At 40.2% G+C, this 16,287-nt stretch carries 14 protein-coding genes and 1 pseudogene; 7 read left to right on the forward strand and 8 right to left on the reverse strand.

Features of this window, described 5'->3' with window-relative positions; genetic code table 11:
- Nucleotides 1-4: 4 nt before the first annotated feature.
- From UYI_RS0119725 to UYI_RS0119735, 3 genes are all read right to left on the reverse strand, one after another.
- Nucleotides 5-553, reverse strand: coding sequence for a chemotaxis protein CheW (locus UYI_RS0119725; protein ID WP_016868403.1), 549 nt, complete (start codon nt 551-553; stop codon nt 5-7).
- Between the two features lie 11 nt (nt 554-564).
- Nucleotides 565-930, reverse strand: a complete 366-nt coding sequence (locus UYI_RS0119730; RefSeq protein WP_016868404.1) for a response regulator transcription factor — start codon at nt 928-930, stop codon at nt 565-567.
- 307 nt (nt 931-1,237) lie between these two features.
- Nucleotides 1,238-1,975, reverse strand: a complete 738-nt coding sequence (locus UYI_RS0119735) for a 5'-methylthioadenosine/S-adenosylhomocysteine nucleosidase family protein (RefSeq protein WP_016868405.1) — start codon at nt 1,973-1,975, stop codon at nt 1,238-1,240.
- Nucleotides 1,976-2,211: 236 nt separating this feature from the next.
- Here UYI_RS0119735 and UYI_RS0119740 point away from each other — a divergent pair, with 236 nt between their 5' ends.
- Together UYI_RS0119740 and hpnA are read left to right on the forward strand one after the other, a co-directional pair.
- Entirely contained in the window at nt 2,212-4,908 is a 2,697-nt protein-coding gene (locus tag UYI_RS0119740) for an efflux RND transporter permease subunit (RefSeq protein WP_016868406.1), read from the forward strand.
- Between the two features lie 125 nt (nt 4,909-5,033).
- Nucleotides 5,034-6,023: a hopanoid-associated sugar epimerase gene (gene hpnA, locus UYI_RS0119745; RefSeq protein ID WP_016868407.1), complete on the forward strand. Its 990-nt coding sequence runs from the start codon at nt 5,034-5,036 to the stop codon at nt 6,021-6,023.
- 212 nt (nt 6,024-6,235) lie between these two features.
- Here hpnA and UYI_RS0119750 read toward each other — a convergent pair whose 3' ends face one another.
- A complete protein-coding gene (locus tag UYI_RS0119750) occupies nt 6,236-6,781 on the reverse strand; it encodes a DUF1830 domain-containing protein (protein WP_016868408.1) in 546 nt (181 codons plus the stop codon).
- A gap of 169 nt (nt 6,782-6,950) precedes the next feature.
- Nucleotides 6,951-7,643 carry a response regulator transcription factor gene (locus UYI_RS0119755; RefSeq protein WP_016868409.1) on the reverse strand — a complete coding sequence of 231 codons (693 nt, stop codon included), beginning with the start codon at nt 7,641-7,643 and terminating at the stop codon, nt 6,951-6,953.
- 63 nt (nt 7,644-7,706) lie between these two features.
- Between UYI_RS0119755 and UYI_RS40235 the strand changes: the two are divergent.
- A pseudogene (locus UYI_RS40235) lies at nt 7,707-9,079 on the forward strand (sensor histidine kinase).
- On the opposite strand, the gene UYI_RS0119770 reads toward UYI_RS40235, so the two are convergent.
- On the reverse strand, nt 9,073-9,525 hold the full coding sequence (locus UYI_RS0119770; RefSeq protein ID WP_026086064.1) for a hypothetical protein: 453 nt from the start codon (nt 9,523-9,525) through the stop codon (nt 9,073-9,075). The pseudogene UYI_RS40235 and the gene UYI_RS0119770 sit on opposite strands and share 7 nt — an antisense overlap.
- A 181-nt stretch (nt 9,526-9,706) precedes the next feature.
- Here UYI_RS0119770 and UYI_RS0119775 point away from each other — a divergent pair, with 181 nt between their 5' ends.
- From UYI_RS0119775 to UYI_RS39770, 3 genes are all read left to right on the forward strand, one after another.
- Nucleotides 9,707-10,213 carry a DUF4112 domain-containing protein gene (locus UYI_RS0119775; RefSeq protein ID WP_016868411.1) on the forward strand — a complete coding sequence of 169 codons (507 nt, stop codon included), beginning with the start codon at nt 9,707-9,709 and terminating at the stop codon, nt 10,211-10,213.
- 19 nt (nt 10,214-10,232) lie between these two features.
- Entirely contained in the window at nt 10,233-11,168 is a 936-nt protein-coding gene (locus UYI_RS0119780) for an alpha/beta fold hydrolase (protein ID WP_016868412.1), read from the forward strand.
- Between the two features lie 186 nt (nt 11,169-11,354).
- Nucleotides 11,355-11,489 carry a hypothetical protein gene (locus tag UYI_RS39770; protein WP_268742272.1) on the forward strand — a complete coding sequence of 45 codons (135 nt, stop codon included), beginning with the start codon at nt 11,355-11,357 and terminating at the stop codon, nt 11,487-11,489.
- A gap of 1,262 nt (nt 11,490-12,751) precedes the next feature.
- On the opposite strand, the gene UYI_RS0119790 is transcribed toward UYI_RS39770, so the two are convergent.
- Together UYI_RS0119790 and UYI_RS0119795 are read right to left on the reverse strand one after the other, a co-directional pair.
- Complete coding sequence (locus UYI_RS0119790) at nt 12,752-13,411, reverse strand: hypothetical protein (protein ID WP_235147979.1); 660 nt, start codon at nt 13,409-13,411, stop codon at nt 12,752-12,754.
- Between the two features lie 164 nt (nt 13,412-13,575).
- On the reverse strand, nt 13,576-14,670 hold the full coding sequence (locus tag UYI_RS0119795; protein ID WP_016868415.1) for a D-alanine--D-alanine ligase family protein: 1,095 nt from the start codon (nt 14,668-14,670) through the stop codon (nt 13,576-13,578).
- Between the two features lie 862 nt (nt 14,671-15,532).
- On the opposite strand from UYI_RS0119795, the gene UYI_RS0119800 reads away from it, so the two are divergent.
- Nucleotides 15,533-16,255, forward strand: a complete 723-nt coding sequence (locus UYI_RS0119800; protein WP_016868416.1) for a hypothetical protein — start codon at nt 15,533-15,535, stop codon at nt 16,253-16,255.
- Nucleotides 16,256-16,287: the final 32 nt, after the last annotated feature.

A 16,287-nucleotide genomic window follows, 5' to 3' on the forward strand; every position in this document is an offset into this window, starting at 1 on the left:
GAATTTACGTCTCTCTCTCCTGATGTTTTTTCCATAGAGGGCAATGAATAATGGCTTGGAGGTCTAAAACAGCATCGCTGCACCCAGGTAAAATTCCTTGGATCAGTGGCAACAGATCAGGTGGAAATAAGCCAAAAGGGACTGCTTGGAGTTGCTGTAAGTCGTGCAATTCTATGTCGTTGACTTTTTGTACTACAAGTCCTATTGATTGGTGATTGATTTGCACTACTATGATGGCGATCGCAGTTAGCGTTGGCTGCAACTGCAATAGAGATGGATAACCAACAAAGTTGTTAAAATCCAACAACCATAGCATTTCTCCCCGCCAGTTGCAAATTCCTAAGATGCAATCGGGCATTTCCGGAATTGGCAAAATTTCTGTCACATCTATTTGGAGAATTTCGGCGATTTGCTCTAAAGGCAACAGCACACTGTCTTGAATTCCCAAAGGAAAGCGGAGTAGACGCACTCTAGTGTCAGGTAGAAGTGGCTCTAATATCAGCGCTTCCAGAGTGTTGGCTGCTATTAGCTGTGAATCAGATGATTGTGCCATCACGTAGGTTCCTATACAGCGGTTAAGCGCAAGACCGTGTTTGTCAATTCTTTTTGGTCTACTGGTTTGGGGAGATAAGCATCTGCTCCCAGCATTGCGCCCCAAAGTTTGTCAACTTCTGTTCCTTTTGTTGAGCAAATCACGACTGGAATTTGCGAAGTATTGGCATGGGTTTTTAGTTCACGGCATAGTTCAAAACCACTCTGTCCAGGTAAGATGACATCGACAATGACCAAATCCGGTTTTTGCTGACTGAGCTTCATCCGAGCTTCTTCACAATTTGTAGCGCTAACTACTGATAAACCAGCTTGTCTGAGGTAATAACTCAGTACCTCGGTTTCTGTCAAACTATCTTCAACTAAAAGAACCGTGATCATAATTTTCTTTTGATACTTTACACTTCAAGAAATAAGGCAGCTATGCTGAGATTCAGTCCTAATGAAACAGACCTTTTCCCCTATACCCTCTTTCAAGCCAGCCATTCATGAACGTTTGTACACCAACAAACATGAAAATTTGACTCTGACTACACCCCTACACCCTTTTTCAAGTTAGATATCTAGAAAAGTTTTTTCTTAAAACCTTGTAATCTCAAATCCAAAATCCACATCCAAATCTCTCAAAACTAGTTGATGATTCCTGATGTCATATCAAGTCCGGCTGATTGCTTACGATATAAATGATTTAAGGTGAGTCTTCAACAGAGGGGCAGCTGCGGGAAGAGTGAAACAAACAAGTTGTCACTTGTTCTAATACTTGTAGTCCCTGCAAAGCACCTCGCACTAGTCTAGTTGCAGCAATTGGTTGTTTCAGCATACCTATAGCCAACGATAAAGGTTTAAGGGAACCATTAGAATTCAGTGTGGAATTGAGGTTAGGTAAATTGCGATCGCATCCATCACTCACAACCCGCACCATTCCCACTCTTACCCCAGTAGAGTTGAAAAATTTCAGCACAGCAAATCCTTCCATGTCCACAACATCGGCTGCTAAAATTTGACCAAGCTGGCGTTTTTCTGTACTCAACCAAATCATGCGATCGCTTGTGAATGCTTTGACAACAGCAGCCTGATGGAGACTCTGCTGCAAAGATTCTGTCAAAGTTGCATCGCACTCATACACCAAAGTCTTGCCAGTATTTTCCTGATAAATACAATCTGCGTACACTACAATATCCCCCACTTGATACTGGGGTTGCAGACTGCCACACAAACCCATCACTAACACTTTGGATTGTGGATGATTCAAGATATTTTTTATGTCTTGACTTTTTTGCAAATATGTGTATGTATTTTCTACACCGATAGGTATGGGTATCACAGACGGTGTAGAACCAGTAATGCGGCTTAAGCCTCGGCACACAGCTTGATACTCCGCACCTTGACAGACTAGGATTGCTTGGATTGTTGATGAATTGAACACTTTTGTGAAAATAGGGAACTAGGGACAACAGAAGAACAAAATCGTAGTGTTTTTAAACGCAAAGGAGCGCAGAGTGAACGCAAAGGGACGCAGAGAAAGTCCAAAAACTCTGCGTCCCTTTGCGTCCCTCTGCGTTTAAAAATATATTATTTTCGCTGCCAACGGATTTGATATAACTTCTAATTGTATGCCTGTGTGATTAAACTTAAGATCAGCAGTCAGCAAAAATCTCAGTCATGAAGGTAAAACCTCATCACTCTAAGTCTCTCCGTGAGCGCTTCAATATCTCTAAATTAGCGATTCAGCATCCCCGACTGACGGTGAGTTTTTGGTTAGCTGTGATGATAGCGGGAATATTGGCTTTTAGTTCCCTGAAGTATGCTTTGTTTCCAGATATTACTTTTCCTGTTGTAGTGGTAAATGCAACAGCTCCACTTTCGACAGCCTTAGATACGGAAGCAAAGCTCACCCAACCCATAGAACAACGCCTCAATTCTTTAGAAGGGCTTGATAAAATCCGCTCTTCTACCTATCCTGGTCAAACAGTTGTTAGTTTGTCTTTTTTTGTTGGTACTAACCTGGAAAAGTCTACGGCAAGGGTAGAAACAGAACTCAAACAAGCATCCTTAAGTGAGGGTTCGTCTTTTAAGATTATTCCGATTAGATTGAATGAGTCTGCTGCTGTTAGTTACGCCGTTGAGAGTCAATCGCGAAATTTAACAGAACTGACAAAGTTAACTAACGAGCAAATTATACCTGCGATCGCCAAACAGCCAGGAGTTTTAAGAGTAGATTTATTAGGCGCTTCTGCTGCTAGCCAACAAGGAGCAACATTAGTCAGGTTCAACGGCAAAGATGCACTTGCTATTCAGGTAATTAAACGTGGTGATGCGAACACCTTGGAAGTGGTTTCTCGGGTAGAAAATCAGGTGCAACAGTTACGTTCCACGTTGGGTGATGTTCAACTCACCCTAGCTGCTACGCAAGCAGAGTATATCCGCAAAGCCACCGATGCCACTATTGATGCTTTAATTGAAGCCATAATTTTGGCGGTAATCGTGATTTTTCCGTTTTTGTGGAATTGGCGAGCGACTGCAATTTCTGCACTGGCGATTCCGATATCTTTGTTAGCAACTTTTATTGTCATGGCCTTGTTTGGCTTCAACCTAGAGACAATTACACTATTGGCTCTAGCTTTGGTGATTGGCAGTATTGTTGATGATGCGATCGTTGATGTCGAGAATATTATGCGGCACGTCGAGGACGGAGAACACCCCCGACAAGCTGCCTTTTTAGCTACTAATGAGATTGGGTTGACAGTCACAGCAGCAACTTTTACAGCAGTTGCCGTGTTTTTACCTATAGGTTTAATGGGTGGAGTAATTGGTCAATTTTTTAAGCCCTTTGGCATTACCGTTTCCGCAGCAATGCTAGCTTCTTTGCTAGTTGCCCGGACTTTATCGCCTGTTTTGGCTAGTTACTGGCTCAAACCCAAGCCTTCTGGTTCTGGATGTCGTCAAGAAAGGAGATGGCCGAGTTTTGCCCAATTATACCATAATTTACTGGGTTGGTCGCTGAATCATCGTGCCATAGTCATCGGTTTAGCTGTGCTGAGTTTTGTAGCGGGTATAGCTTTGATTCCACTAGTTCCCAAAGGGTTTATACCGAAGTTAGACCGGGGGGAATTCAATATAGTTTATACGACTGCTTTACCGAATTTCGCGGAGTTAGGACAGGGAGATGAGGACACAGTAAATTTTGTTCCAGACTTTTCCCCATCTCCACGTTTACCTGTTTCCGATTCCGTTTCATCTCTTTTCCCTGATGAATCTCCAATCACAACTATTTTGAATAACTCTGCTGAGGTGGGTAAGAAATTGGAGGAGGTAGTGAGAAAGTCGCCGGCAGTAGAAACAGTATTTACTGTTGTCGGTACGCGTGAGGGAGAGCCGAATAAAGGCAAACTTTACGTCAAACTTAAAAGCGATCGCAACATCAAAACCTCAGAATTACAAGATCAGTTTCGTTCCTCTTTGCCTAAACTTGAGGGTGTAAGTCTTAGCGTTGAAGACATCCAATTTGTTGATTCTGGCGCGCAAAAACCTTTAGAAGTAGCATTACAGGGTAATGATCTCAACACCCTCAGTCAAACTGCCGAGACACTCAAAGAACGTCTGCAAAAATTGCCGGGATTTGCTGATGTTACTGTCAAAGGGACAACCAATGCCCAGGATAAAGTCTCGCAAATCGAACGTTTGAATAATCAACGGGTTGCCTATATTAGCGCCAATCTGGGGCAGAATTTACCTCTAGGTGATGCTACCGATAAATTAGTAGCTGAAGCTCGAGCGGTGATGCCTGCTGGTGTGACTTTGAATTTAGGAGGTGATTCTGAACGGAGTGGTGAAGTTTTCGCCAGTTTCGGCACTACTTTGGCGTTGTCGGCATTGTGTATTATTGTTGTACTCATTGCCCTGTTCCGCAGTTGGGTAGATCCAGTGGTGATTTGTATTTCTTTGCCTTTAGCACTAGTAGGGGCAATGTTGGCGCTGGTAGTCACTAAAAGTGACTTTGGCATGATTTCGCTGATTGGCTTTGTGTTTTTGCTGGGGCTGGCTAACAAAAATGCCATTCTGATTGTAGATTGTATTAATCAGTTGCGAGATGGCGGCTTAAGCCAGAAAGAGGCTATTCTCCAGGCTGGGCCGATACGTCTGCGCCCAATTATGATGACAACTGTCTCGACCATTTTAGGTATGCTTCCTATAGCCTTGGGTTTGGGAGCAGGTTCAGAATTGCGATCGCCTATGGCAGTTGCTATTGCTGGTGGGTTAGTAAGTTCCACCATCTTGAGTTTAATTGTTGTCCCAGTTGTATACGCCGCCCTTGATGATTGGTTTCCTAGACGTAGAAACACCAAACCCAGAGGATAGACTGATAACATAATCTATCTGTGTTCCATCAGTGTTCATCGGTGTTCGTTAACCAAAATCAAACTGTGGACACTTGCCAAAAACCTTATATTACTTCCTCAATTCACAGTCTTACGTAACTGATAATGCGTGTATTTGTTACAGGTGGTACTGGTTTTGTTGGCGCTAACTTGGTGCGGTTACTTCTAGCAGAAGGATACGCCGTTAGAGCATTGGTACGCCCTAATAGCCAATTAAATAACCTCCAGAATCTGGATGTAGAAATCGTTAAGGGTGATTTAAATCACCCAGAATTGTGGCAGCAGATGCGGGGTTGTCAGTATGTTTTTCACGTGGCTGCTCACTATTCTCTTTGGCAAAAAGACCGGGAAGCCCTCTACCAGCATAATGTTTTGGGTACGCGCAATGTCCTAGCTGCTGCCAGAAAAGCTGATATTTCTAGAACAGTTTATACCAGTTCTGTAGCGGCTATTGGAGTGGGGCCTGGTGGTACGATTGTAGATGAAACTTATCAAAGTCCTGTAGAAAAACTAGTTGGTTACTACAAAAAGTCTAAGTTTTGGGCTGAACAAGAAGCCATGCAGGCAGCTGGTGATGGTCAGGATGTGGTTATAGTCAACCCTAGCAGTCCGATTGGAGCTTGGGATATTAAGCCAACGCCGACAGGAGATATTATTGTGCGGTTTTTGCGACGGCAAATGCCTTTTTATATGCACACAGGACTGAATTTTATTGATGTGCGGGATGTGGCGAAGGGGCATTTGCTAGCTTTGCAAAAAGGTAAATCTGGCGATCGCTACATTTTAGGACATCAAAATCTAACGCTCAAACAACTACTCGATCAACTTGCTGAGATTACAGGCTTGCAACCCCCGAAAAGGTCTATACCTGCTTGCTTACCTCTTAGTGTTGCCTGGTTTGATGAAAAAATTCTGACTCGCTTTGGCAAAACACCATCTGTTCCTTTAGATGGTGTACGTATGGCAACGCAAACGATGTATTATGACGCTTCCAAGGCTGTGCGAGAATTGGGTTTACCTCAGTCTCCCTTAAGTGTGGCTCTGGAAAATGCTGTAGATTGGTTTTTATCGCGTCCGGGATTTACGCAGATTTAATTTAGATTTACAGTGCTGATGACAGCAAATGTATAGCTCTCCCGGAACCGCGATCGCTCCACTTACATAGCAGTTCTATCTGATTTGTGAAAATGAATTGTGAGTAACAAACCACAGAGGCAAGAGAGACACACAAGAGGAGAGGAAGACAAGCAAATAATTTCACAAATGATTTAGGATTGCTATATAACTCATGACAAGAATGTATAAAATCAGCCATAAACTTGTAGATTGGAACAAAGAATTTTATTGGTTAAAGTTGCACCTGTTGTGCTATCCATATGGATTTCTAGCTCTGCTTGGGGAAAAGCCTCAAATAGCATTTGTTCTCCAGGAAAAACAATTTGCTCGAAGTCACAGTTAGTGCTGTGGGAGATGCGAAGGATTTGAATTTGACTAGTTGTGTTTTTGTAGAAACACAGAATTTGGTTTTGTGTCAGCAATGTTGGAGAGTTGTGCATTTGGGTTCTACTGGCTTGTTGAACAAAGTTGACTATAGATGTTTCCAAAGCCTTATATTCATTAGAGCTAAGATTGCACGGCTTGTAAGCTTGGTTAAGAAAACGGATTAACGCTAAACTAACAGCTTCTAAATCAGCCCGTTTTTTGGCTGCCGTAAAAGCTTGAGCGAAAGTGGGATAAATTTGGCGATCGCTGAATCCAGTCTTTTCATCCGCCAGCCAACACTGAAATAAATATCCTTTGGGCATTGGTATTATTTCAATCAACCAGCCATGATAAGACTGCTTCGATTTCATCCACAATTTCCTTCTGAGCTTTTTTGATCGTAGACTGATTGGAACAATAGATTTACTGCTTAATGTTCCCCTCCAATACCTGAAGAATATAAAACCTACATATGCAATTTCCGTGTAGAATTTGTGCAGAAATTGTGGAGTCGTCAGGGCAAATAACAGTCGTGTGTTCCTACTTGAGACGATAGCCTAACCCATGCACCGTTTCTATAAAATCTTCAGCAGCACCTGCAAATTTGAGCTTTTGCCTGAGAGATTTGATGTGAGACCTAACGGTTTCCTCTACAGGCGAGTCGTCCATAGACCACACTTGCTCTATAATGCTAGAACGGCTCAACACCCGTCTGCCATTGGCCACCAATAATTCCAAAATCGCATATTCTTTCGGTGTCAAGCTCAGAGGTTTATCATCGTAAGTAGCCTCGTAAGTACTGGGATTGAGAAGCAGACTCCCCCAACATAAACTTAATGTGGTTGCAGAACTACCCCTTCTGAGCAAAGCACGTATACGAGCCATTAACTCTTCTAAGTCAAATGGCTTTGCCACATAATCATCTGCTCCTGCATCCAATCCGGTAATTTTGTCTGCTACAGTGTCACGAGCCGTTAGCATCAACACGGGTGCAGCAGAGTTCCGATGTGCTGGATTATTGGCTTGAATAGTGCGTAAACGTTGGCAAAAGCGAATACCATCTAATTTTGGCAACGTCACGTCCAACAATAGCAAATCATACTTAATTGACTCTACTGAGTTCCAGGCTGCTTCCCCATCTTGGGCAATGTCTACTACATATTGACGCCTAGTTAATACTTCTGACAGTACCTCCGCCAATTGGGTATCATCTTCAACTACCAGAATACGCATAAACTAACCACCATACTCTTGTTCAGGCACAGAGAAGTAGAAGAGAGGTTCTTTGACTCTATCATGACTCAAAATTTTATGAAGTGGTCTATTCAAGGTAAATGGATAGCAGGAGGATTTTGCTTAACTCTCCTATTGATGGCACTAGTTAGCTTCGCTTCATATAAAAACACTATTGAAATTAGGGAAAGTGCTGATAAAGTACAACATACTTATCAAGCTCTTAATACACTGACTGATTTCTATGCTGCTATGTCAGTTGCGGAATCAGGGCGGCGAGGATATATCTTTTTAGGAAGTACACAAGAGTTAGAGCGCTACCAAACTGCCGCCAAAAATATGCAATCTGAAATGCAGTTATTGCAGCATCAAATACATGCTAGTTATAGTCAGAAACAGCGATTAGCACTCCTTAACTCTCTAGTCAATCAAAGATTAGCTTTATTGCAGCAATCAATAGCGTTGTATATGAAAGATAAATCAGCATTTCAAGCTCAATCTTTAATTACAAAAAAAGTATTGATATTCGAGAAAATATTCTCAAGATACTACAAGAAATCAAAGCAGAAGAACAAGATTATTTAAAAAGTTCGCTTCAACAATCACAGTACAGTATTCAATATAGAACAACTATCGAAATACTGGGTACAGTTTTAAGCTTTGTGGTAGTTTCCAGTTTGTGTTTTATACTTTATCGTCAATGGGTAAAACATGATGAAGTTGAAGCACTGGAAAGAACCTTAACTCAAGAGAAAGAATTAAATGAACTAAAACTTCGTCTCTTTTCGATGATTTCTCATGAATTTCGTACACCTTTGAGTGTGATTTTGCTTTCATCTCAATTATTAAAGGAAATTCTTCAGGAATCTGTTGATGAGAATAAATTAAAAAATTTATATCGCATTCAATCTTCTGCTAAGTTAATGAATCAATTGATTACTGATCTGTTGACTTTAACAAGAGCAGAGGCAGGAAAATTAGATTTTAATCCTCAGTTGATTAATCTAGAAACTTTTTGTTTAAATTTACTAGAAGATTTCCAGTTGTTTGACACTAAACAGACTGTAATACATTTTATTAAATATGGCCGCTGTTATCGGGCAAATATGGATGAGAAGCTACTATATTCTATTCTCAGTAATTTGCTTTTGAATGCCATCAAGTATTCACCCCAAGGAGGGAATATATATTTATTCTTAAAGTGTGAAGTAGAAGCTACGATTTTCCAAGTTAAAGATGAAGGAATCGGCATTCCCCAGCATGAACAGCAGAAGATTTATGAGCCATTTTATCGAGGTCAAAATGTTGAAAATATAGTTGGTACTGGGTTAGGATTAGCAGTTGTGAAAAAATGTGTGGAACTCCACCAAGGAGAAATTTTTGTGGAAAGTGAAGTAGGAGTTGGTACGACATTTACTGTCAAAATTCCTCACTGAGTTTCTGTACGCTGGCGCGTTAAGCTATCAATAGCATCACCCAAGGCAGTAGTCAGGCTTTTACGAGTTTGCGCGTGTTCATCTTGTTCTTTTTGCAACGCCTGTTGTAAGCGATCGCGTTCTTTGATGGCAGCCACTAATTTCGCTTTTAATTCTTGTGTTGATTTAATTTGGGCTATTTCTTGCTCAATAGCTGCTGTAGCTGCACCATCGTTAAGTTGTGCTGCTTCAATACCTTGCAAACGTTGAATTTGTGCTTGCAACGATGTGATCGTCTGTTTGGAGAGATGAGCATCTGTACGACGTTGTTCTGCTTCAGTGTTATAGAGTTTTCGCCATTTTTCAGAACTTTCCCAAGCTGCATCCCGTTCTTGTTGCAAATGTGCTACCTGCTGTTTCAGTGCTTGGATTTCAGTTAACCACTGCTGTGTTAATTCTTGACTCATATTTAATGGGTGATAGTTGTTTGTTGTGTGTTGTTTGTAGTTTGGAACAATCACCAACCAACAATCAACATCAAACAAAATATTTTTGTAAATATCGTTACTTATAGCAAAAACTACTTGCAAATTCCCAGTATAGGAGTAAGATATTTAGGATTTTTATCACAGACACGCGATCGCTTTCATGTCTCAGCCATCTCGTCGGTTTTCCACTATTGATCCTGAAGCTAAAGCACCTACCCTCAAGCGTCTACGTCAGCTTAGCCGCCTGCTAGATAAAGCCATTGTTATACCCGGAACACGTATTGGCATTGGTTTAGATCCAATTTTAGGACTAATACCCGTTGGTGGTGATTTTTTAGGTGTCATGCTTTCTGCTTACATTATCCTAGAATCAGCACGCTTGGGTGTGCCAGCCAGAACTTTAAGCAGAATGGTGTTTAATATCATCATTGATGGTTTGGTGGGTGCTGCGCCAGTATTGGGAGATTTGTTTGACTTTGCTTGGACAGCAAACGAGCGTAATATCAGACTACTAGAAGAATATTTAAGGTTTCCTAGTCAAAATCAAAGTGCTAATAAGTGGTTTGTATTCGCAGTTTTGATTGGACTACTGTTTGTTGCCATTGTGTTAGTAGCATTGCCTGTGATAATAATGAGACTGCTGTGGGGAGCCTTAACCGGTAGTTAAATGAGTTTTCACAAAAAGAATGAAAGATTGGTGGCAAGTTACTTTTCCCAAAGGGCGACAAAGTATTACAATTTCTGATGCTCATGGTTATCCTGTACAAATTGCTTATGGAGAAATAGGTACTGGTAGACCTCTATTTTTTTTACATGGCATGGGTAGCTGGAGTTATAATTGGCGTCACAGTATTCAGCCTTTATCTAAACACTTTCGGGTAATTTGTTTTGATGCCAAAGGGTATGGATTTTCCGAAAAACCATTGTTACGCAGAGAACACAGTGGTCATCAAGTTATAGAATTTGAGCGAATTATTCAATCACTAAGTGATGAGCCTGTGGCAATTGTGGCAGAATCTTTAGGTGGATTAATTGCTCTAGCTTTAGCTCAAGAATACCCGCAACTAATAGCACGGTTAGTAGTAGTAAATGTACCAATTTTTGCCGAAAGTCTTCCCCATTGGGGCATGTCACTGCTTGCTCAAACTCCGCTAGAAGTTATACAAGCGATAGATACATTAGCCTTAGCAAATTTACTAGCTCCATTGGTAAGAGAAGTAATGGCAATAGAACGGCGTCGAGTGCTGTTTGATCCATCTGTTTTAACACAGGAAGATGTTTACTGGATGACTTATCCATACATTGAACTCAGGGGTACTCTTACCAAAGTAGCCGAAGAGGTACAAATAGCAGTACGGGAAATTGAGAACCTAAAAGCAAATAAACCCAATTTGTTGAGCAGAATCCAAAATAATCTTAGTTCTATTCACTGTCCGACATTAGTTTTGTGGGGAAAACAAGATAGTTGGTTTCCTGCCACTCATGGAGAAAAATTGCATCAACACCTACCTAATTCTAGGTTAGAAATTCTGCCTAATTGCTGTCATGATGCTTCCACTGGTGCTTCCAAAGTCTTAAATGCAGCAATCCTAGAATTTTTGCAGGATACACAATTCTGTTAGTTAGTGGTTAGTTGTTGGTTGTTGGTTGTTAGTGGTTAGTAGTTAGTAGTTGTTTGTTGGTTGTTGGTGGTTGGTTGTTGGTGGTTAGTAGTTAGTAGTTAGTAGTTGTTTGTTGGTTATTTCCAATGTCCACTCCTCACACTCCACCCTTCACCGAAGCCGCGCAAAGCGCACGGCTCTTTCTTTATGCCGGGAAACCCTTACTTTACAGAAGCCGCTACGCGTCTACGGCAGTCGCTCATGGGGACCGGTGAGTTCCCCACCACCCCACCACCCCACCTCCCCACCACCCCACCTCCTCACCTCCTCACCTCCCTATAAAAAAAGAGTGGGAGTCAGCATACCAGTCGCTTTTGACTCCCACCCAAACATTTACCACTGAAGCGAACAGGAATATGCACAAGCGTTGTTATTTGTTTAGGGGGCTAAGTGTGGAACAACAACGCCAATACATATGTAATTTCCTGGTGCGGTAAATGTCAAATCTAATTGGGTATTTGTTGTTTGTTGATTGTTCTTAATAAAAAACCAACATTTAACAACTAATAAATTATCAATAGTACCCTCTCTAATAAAGTTTAATTTCGTGTAAATCATTTTTATTTAAATAGGCAATTTTTGCATATATCATATTTAGATATATTTGAAAATTGCCTTTAAATAATTCAGTAGAGGTATACCACATAAAAGATATTTTATTGTGGTACACCCTGATAACAACACCCTTGAAGTCGTTTATCTTGGATTTAATTTAGCTGAATAAATCGTAGCTGAGTTGCCAGATTGGCAAGTATTTCTCATCAGAAAAATTTTGAAAAAATACCTATTAATCACATAAAAATGCTAATTTTACCAGAATTGTGTAGCGTCTTGAACATTGTTTATGATTATCTATATAAAGACTAAAAATGATATTTGTTAATTTTATATTGTTTAGATAATTACCTGAATTTTGTAACTTTTAGCTAATATCTAGGGTGAGTGGTATGACCCTTCATGAGTTATAGCCCTATATATAATGGTTGGTATTTGTAGTAGGTAAATATAATTTTTTATCTGAGGATTTGATTTTGGCAGAATGGCAATTATTTAGTTCAAATCCCTAGTATCTTATGGAAAATATACATAATTTCAATAGAGGAGCATGATTGAAACTTCCTCTTTAAGATTTCATACGAATGGCAATAATAGTAAATATTAAGTAGTGGAATGACACGACAAAAATAGTGCAGTAATTCTCTACGTAAAGAAATGATGAACTTTCGGATAACTGAACAAGAGAAAGAAATTGTGCATAAGTACTGTGAACTGACAGGCAGGACACAGACTGATGTTTTTAGGGAGTTTGTTCGTTCGCTGGAAAAGAGATTAGAAAAATTAGGGGCATCGAACCCCTAATTTTTCTCCGAAGCACCATCCCCACCGTATAGAGGGATGGGGAATTTCGCGGTTTTAGTTAAAATTTATTTCCTGGCGGAATGAAAAGCTGGTGCAAGATATAATGCATCCGTATAAAATCCCCTCAATTTATTGATTGAGATTCTACACATTTCTTTTTACTTTTCAAAGACTATTCCAACAATTTACTCACGCAACAATGCAGACAAAGAAGTCTGTTTACGAATATCCATCATGCTTGCTAAAGAGTCTTTGCCATCTTTATTAAATTCTGCTTCTGGCGGCAAAACAGTAACTGTGGGTTTTTCTGGTTCTGGAGGTGTCTGAGCAGATTCGGGTACTGGTGGTAAAAACACTGGTAAATTATTGGTAGGAAGTGGTTCTTGCGGCTTTTGACGGCGTTGTCTCCAGCGTAATTGAGGGTGATGAGGATTTTTTTGAGCTTGTTGCTGTTTCGGACGGTTGAGCAAGAGAAAAACAACAAAGCATCCACTGGCGCAACTCAGAGCGATCGCTGCTATCATCTGTAAGGAAATGGGACTATTGGATACTTTGGTGGTTTGAGGGGTTGTAGTAAGCGGTGATTCTGCTTCAAGTTGTATGAATTCTGGTTCTTCACGCTCTACACGTCCTACGTAACCAATACTGTACACTGCTATAGCAGTAGTACTGAGCAAAGTCAGTAACGCTCCAACAAATAGTAACCAAGGGTGTTGGACTAACAGATGTAGTAGAGAGTTTTTGCTTGTTTGTAGTTCAGATCCACTTTTTACAGCTTCAGTTACGGGTGCTTTTGCCTCCAATGGCTGCTGTACATCTTGAGTATTTTCCATGACTACTTTCAAATGTGTACCCCTCTTGTCAATAATTGTACTGGAGGAGTCAGCGATCACGTATCCGTAAAAAATTTTCCGATTTAAGTAGCCTTTTTATAAAGAAAAAGACTACTCAAACCTAATTATTTTTACATTTTCAGTGTCATTTAGTACTTAAAAAACCAGGAAAATTACTACTCTGATGCTGCTACTTCTCCAGGAGAGTACCTTGCAACAGCTAGTTGAATTAATTGATCAACCAATTCTGGGAAAGAAACACCACTGTGTTGCCAAAGTAGGGGATACATACTTGTTGCTGTAAAGCCGGGTAGGGTGTTAATCTCGTTAATTAATACTTCGCCTGTGGCTTCTACATAGAAAAAGTCTACTCTTGCCAACCCCGCAGCATCAACAGCTGCAAAAGCTTGTAAGGCCATTTCCTGGATTTGCTGAGTAACTGCATTTGGCACTGCTGCGGGAATGACTAAATCTGCTTTACCTTCTGTATATTTAGTTTCATAATCGTAAAATTCACTTTTATAGGTAATTTCACCTACCACTGAAGCTTTGGGTTGATCGTTTCCTAAAACAGCACATTCTAATTCTCTGGCAACAACTGCTGCTTCTACGATGATGCGGCGATCATAACTGGCTGCATTATCCAACGCTGTTTCTAATTCTTGACGCGATCGCACCTTGGCAATTCCCACCGATGAACCTAAATTTGCAGGTTTAATGAAACAGGGATAACCCAAAGTTAATTCAATGTCATCACAAAGTTTGGGAAAAACACAAGGATTTGACCAAATTTGGGAACGGTTCACCGCTTTGTATTTGACTTGTGGCAATCCAGCTTGGGCAAAAACCATTTTCATGGCTATTTTATCCATTCCCAGTGCTGAACCTAAGACTCCAGAACCCACAAAGGGCACTTGCATTAAAGTTAGTAAACCCTGGACTGTACCATCTTCCCCGTTGGGGCCATGCAGAATCGGAAACCAGACATCGACTTCCCCAACTTGCGGAGGAGATTGCCAACGACTGAGAGATTGGGAACTTGCAGTTTCAGAGTTAGGCAATGACAGTGGTTTTCCTGATGCTAAGACTTGTTGCGGTGCATCTCCTACTAACCAGCGTCCATCTTTTTGAATGTAAAAAGGCAAAATTTCATACTTACTGGTATTTTGCCCTGAACTCAAAGCTTTTGCGATCGCCCTTGCTGAGGTGATTGATACCTCATGTTCTCCGGAACAACCACCAAACAGCAACCCTACCCGCAACTTTGTCATCTTAAGATACCTCCACACCTTAAATGCAGATAGCCTAACACAAGCTGTTGATGGGTGAACTAATTTTTTATAGCTCAAGAAAAATATGGGATATCAGACATTGAGAGGATAAGTAAGTCGGTAAAAATGTAGAGACGCGCTGTTTGAAGCGTCTCTACCAGTTGGGGTCGTCATTTGTCAAAAGTCCTTTGTCATTGGTCATTGGGTAGGGGCAAAGCATTTGTACTAGTAGATTCAGTTTTGATGTCAATATCACATACAAATGCTTTGCCCTTACAGGCATGTTTACTTTTTGTAACATATTTATATTTATTCCCGTCTACTTACTTATTAAACCGCACCAGGCACAGCGAAAAGTTTGTAGACGCTTTGCGGCTTCGGTGTAGGGTGCTAGGGCTTGGGGCGTTCAAAGCTTTTCAACAGAGAACGCAGAGTAAGACAGGAAATAAAATTTGATAATATGTAACTGAGATTTTGCAACTTATTATCTCATTTTTTTCACTAAATACAGTTGATTTATTTACTCTATGAAGCAAGAGTGAAGTAAAAAATAACTATAGTAATCCTATATGATTTGTGAGAATCGCAGAGCTTAGATCCCCGACTTCTTTGAGAAGTCGGGGTCTTGTCTGGAACGCTATAGAATGGAATGAAATATCAAAATAGGAAAATCATAATACATATAAGCAGTGTATTAATTTCATTAATAAAAGCTAATTTCAACCTAGAAAAAAGCTAATTTCACTATTTGTAAAATGAGATGTACGTAAATAATTATAAATTTCCAGGAACAAAAATTTTTATTAGTTATTATCATATGGTTTTTATGACAAATGTATTAAAATATAAATTAACTTAAATTATGCAAATTCCGGATGTAGAAATAAAATTTTATCAATTCTTAGATGAACTTTATCAAGCACACTTACCATCTAAACATTCTTTTTTTTCTTGCCTAGCAAAATTTCCACCAGAAAAACTCCGTTCTCCCAATTTATTAGGAAATTTATATATCAGATATCAAGCAGCTTGCCATGCTACTCGGGTCATGGTTTATTTTGTTCCACACCTTGATAGTCCAGCTTTACGGGTGCGGAAGCTGAGAATTATTAGTGATGATGATAGTCTCAAAGATGGTGATACCCATCATTATCAATTGAGCCGGGCTTTTAGCAATATGGGAGCAGAATTATTGCTTGCAGATGAAGATTTTGGTAGTTTAGATGATTTGCAAAAAAAACTCGATCCAATGACTGCTGATTTCGTTTCTTTAGTACAGAATATATACCCCAAGTCTTTAGGGCCTTGGTGCGTAATCGAAATGTTTGCAGATGATTGGATGCGGGCTTTAATGAATAGTCTTTCTCATTGTTTTCCTCTTATTAAAGAAGAACCATATTTTGCTGAATGTTTTTCCGATGGTGTGGAAGAAAGACATGCCCAGGAAGCGCGAGAACTCACCAAGATAATTTTGATGCGATCGCCAGAATTACTAACACCAACTATGGAAGGTGCAAAGATGATAGCTGCTGGGCTAGATATGCTTTGGTCGGGTTTAGAAAAGTTATTAAGAGATAGTGAGTAAGAGCATTTTAAAAAAAGAAAATTTTATATTAC

The sequence above is a fragment of the Fischerella muscicola PCC 7414 genome, from assembly GCF_000317205.1.
In the GTDB taxonomy this organism is placed as follows: Bacteria; Cyanobacteriota; Cyanobacteriia; order Cyanobacteriales; family Nostocaceae; genus Fischerella; species Fischerella muscicola.

What these genes read in the sequence shown, in the direction of transcription:
- UYI_RS0119725 (WP_016868403.1), bottom strand. Translation starts at nt 553, where the DNA reads ATGGCACAATCATCTGATTCACAGCTAATAGCAGCCAACACTCTGGAA.
- UYI_RS0119730 (WP_016868404.1), bottom strand. Translation starts at nt 930, where the DNA reads ATGATCACGGTTCTTTTAGTTGAAGATAGTTTGACAGAAACCGAGGTA.
- UYI_RS0119740 (WP_016868406.1), top strand. Translation starts at nt 2,212, where the DNA reads ATGAAGGTAAAACCTCATCACTCTAAGTCTCTCCGTGAGCGCTTCAAT.
- hpnA (WP_016868407.1), top strand. Translation starts at nt 5,034, where the DNA reads ATGCGTGTATTTGTTACAGGTGGTACTGGTTTTGTTGGCGCTAACTTG.
- UYI_RS0119750 (WP_016868408.1), bottom strand. Translation starts at nt 6,781, where the DNA reads ATGAAATCGAAGCAGTCTTATCATGGCTGGTTGATTGAAATAATACCA.
- UYI_RS0119755 (WP_016868409.1), bottom strand. Translation starts at nt 7,643, where the DNA reads ATGCGTATTCTGGTAGTTGAAGATGATACCCAATTGGCGGAGGTACTG.
- UYI_RS0119770 (WP_026086064.1), bottom strand. Translation starts at nt 9,525, where the DNA reads ATGAGTCAAGAATTAACACAGCAGTGGTTAACTGAAATCCAAGCACTG.
- UYI_RS0119775 (WP_016868411.1), top strand. Translation starts at nt 9,707, where the DNA reads ATGTCTCAGCCATCTCGTCGGTTTTCCACTATTGATCCTGAAGCTAAA.
- UYI_RS0119780 (WP_016868412.1), top strand. Translation starts at nt 10,233, where the DNA reads ATGAAAGATTGGTGGCAAGTTACTTTTCCCAAAGGGCGACAAAGTATT.
- UYI_RS39770 (WP_268742272.1), top strand. Translation starts at nt 11,355, where the DNA reads ATGCCGGGAAACCCTTACTTTACAGAAGCCGCTACGCGTCTACGGCAG.
- UYI_RS0119795 (WP_016868415.1), bottom strand. Translation starts at nt 14,670, where the DNA reads ATGACAAAGTTGCGGGTAGGGTTGCTGTTTGGTGGTTGTTCCGGAGAA.
- UYI_RS0119800 (WP_016868416.1), top strand. Translation starts at nt 15,533, where the DNA reads ATGCAAATTCCGGATGTAGAAATAAAATTTTATCAATTCTTAGATGAA.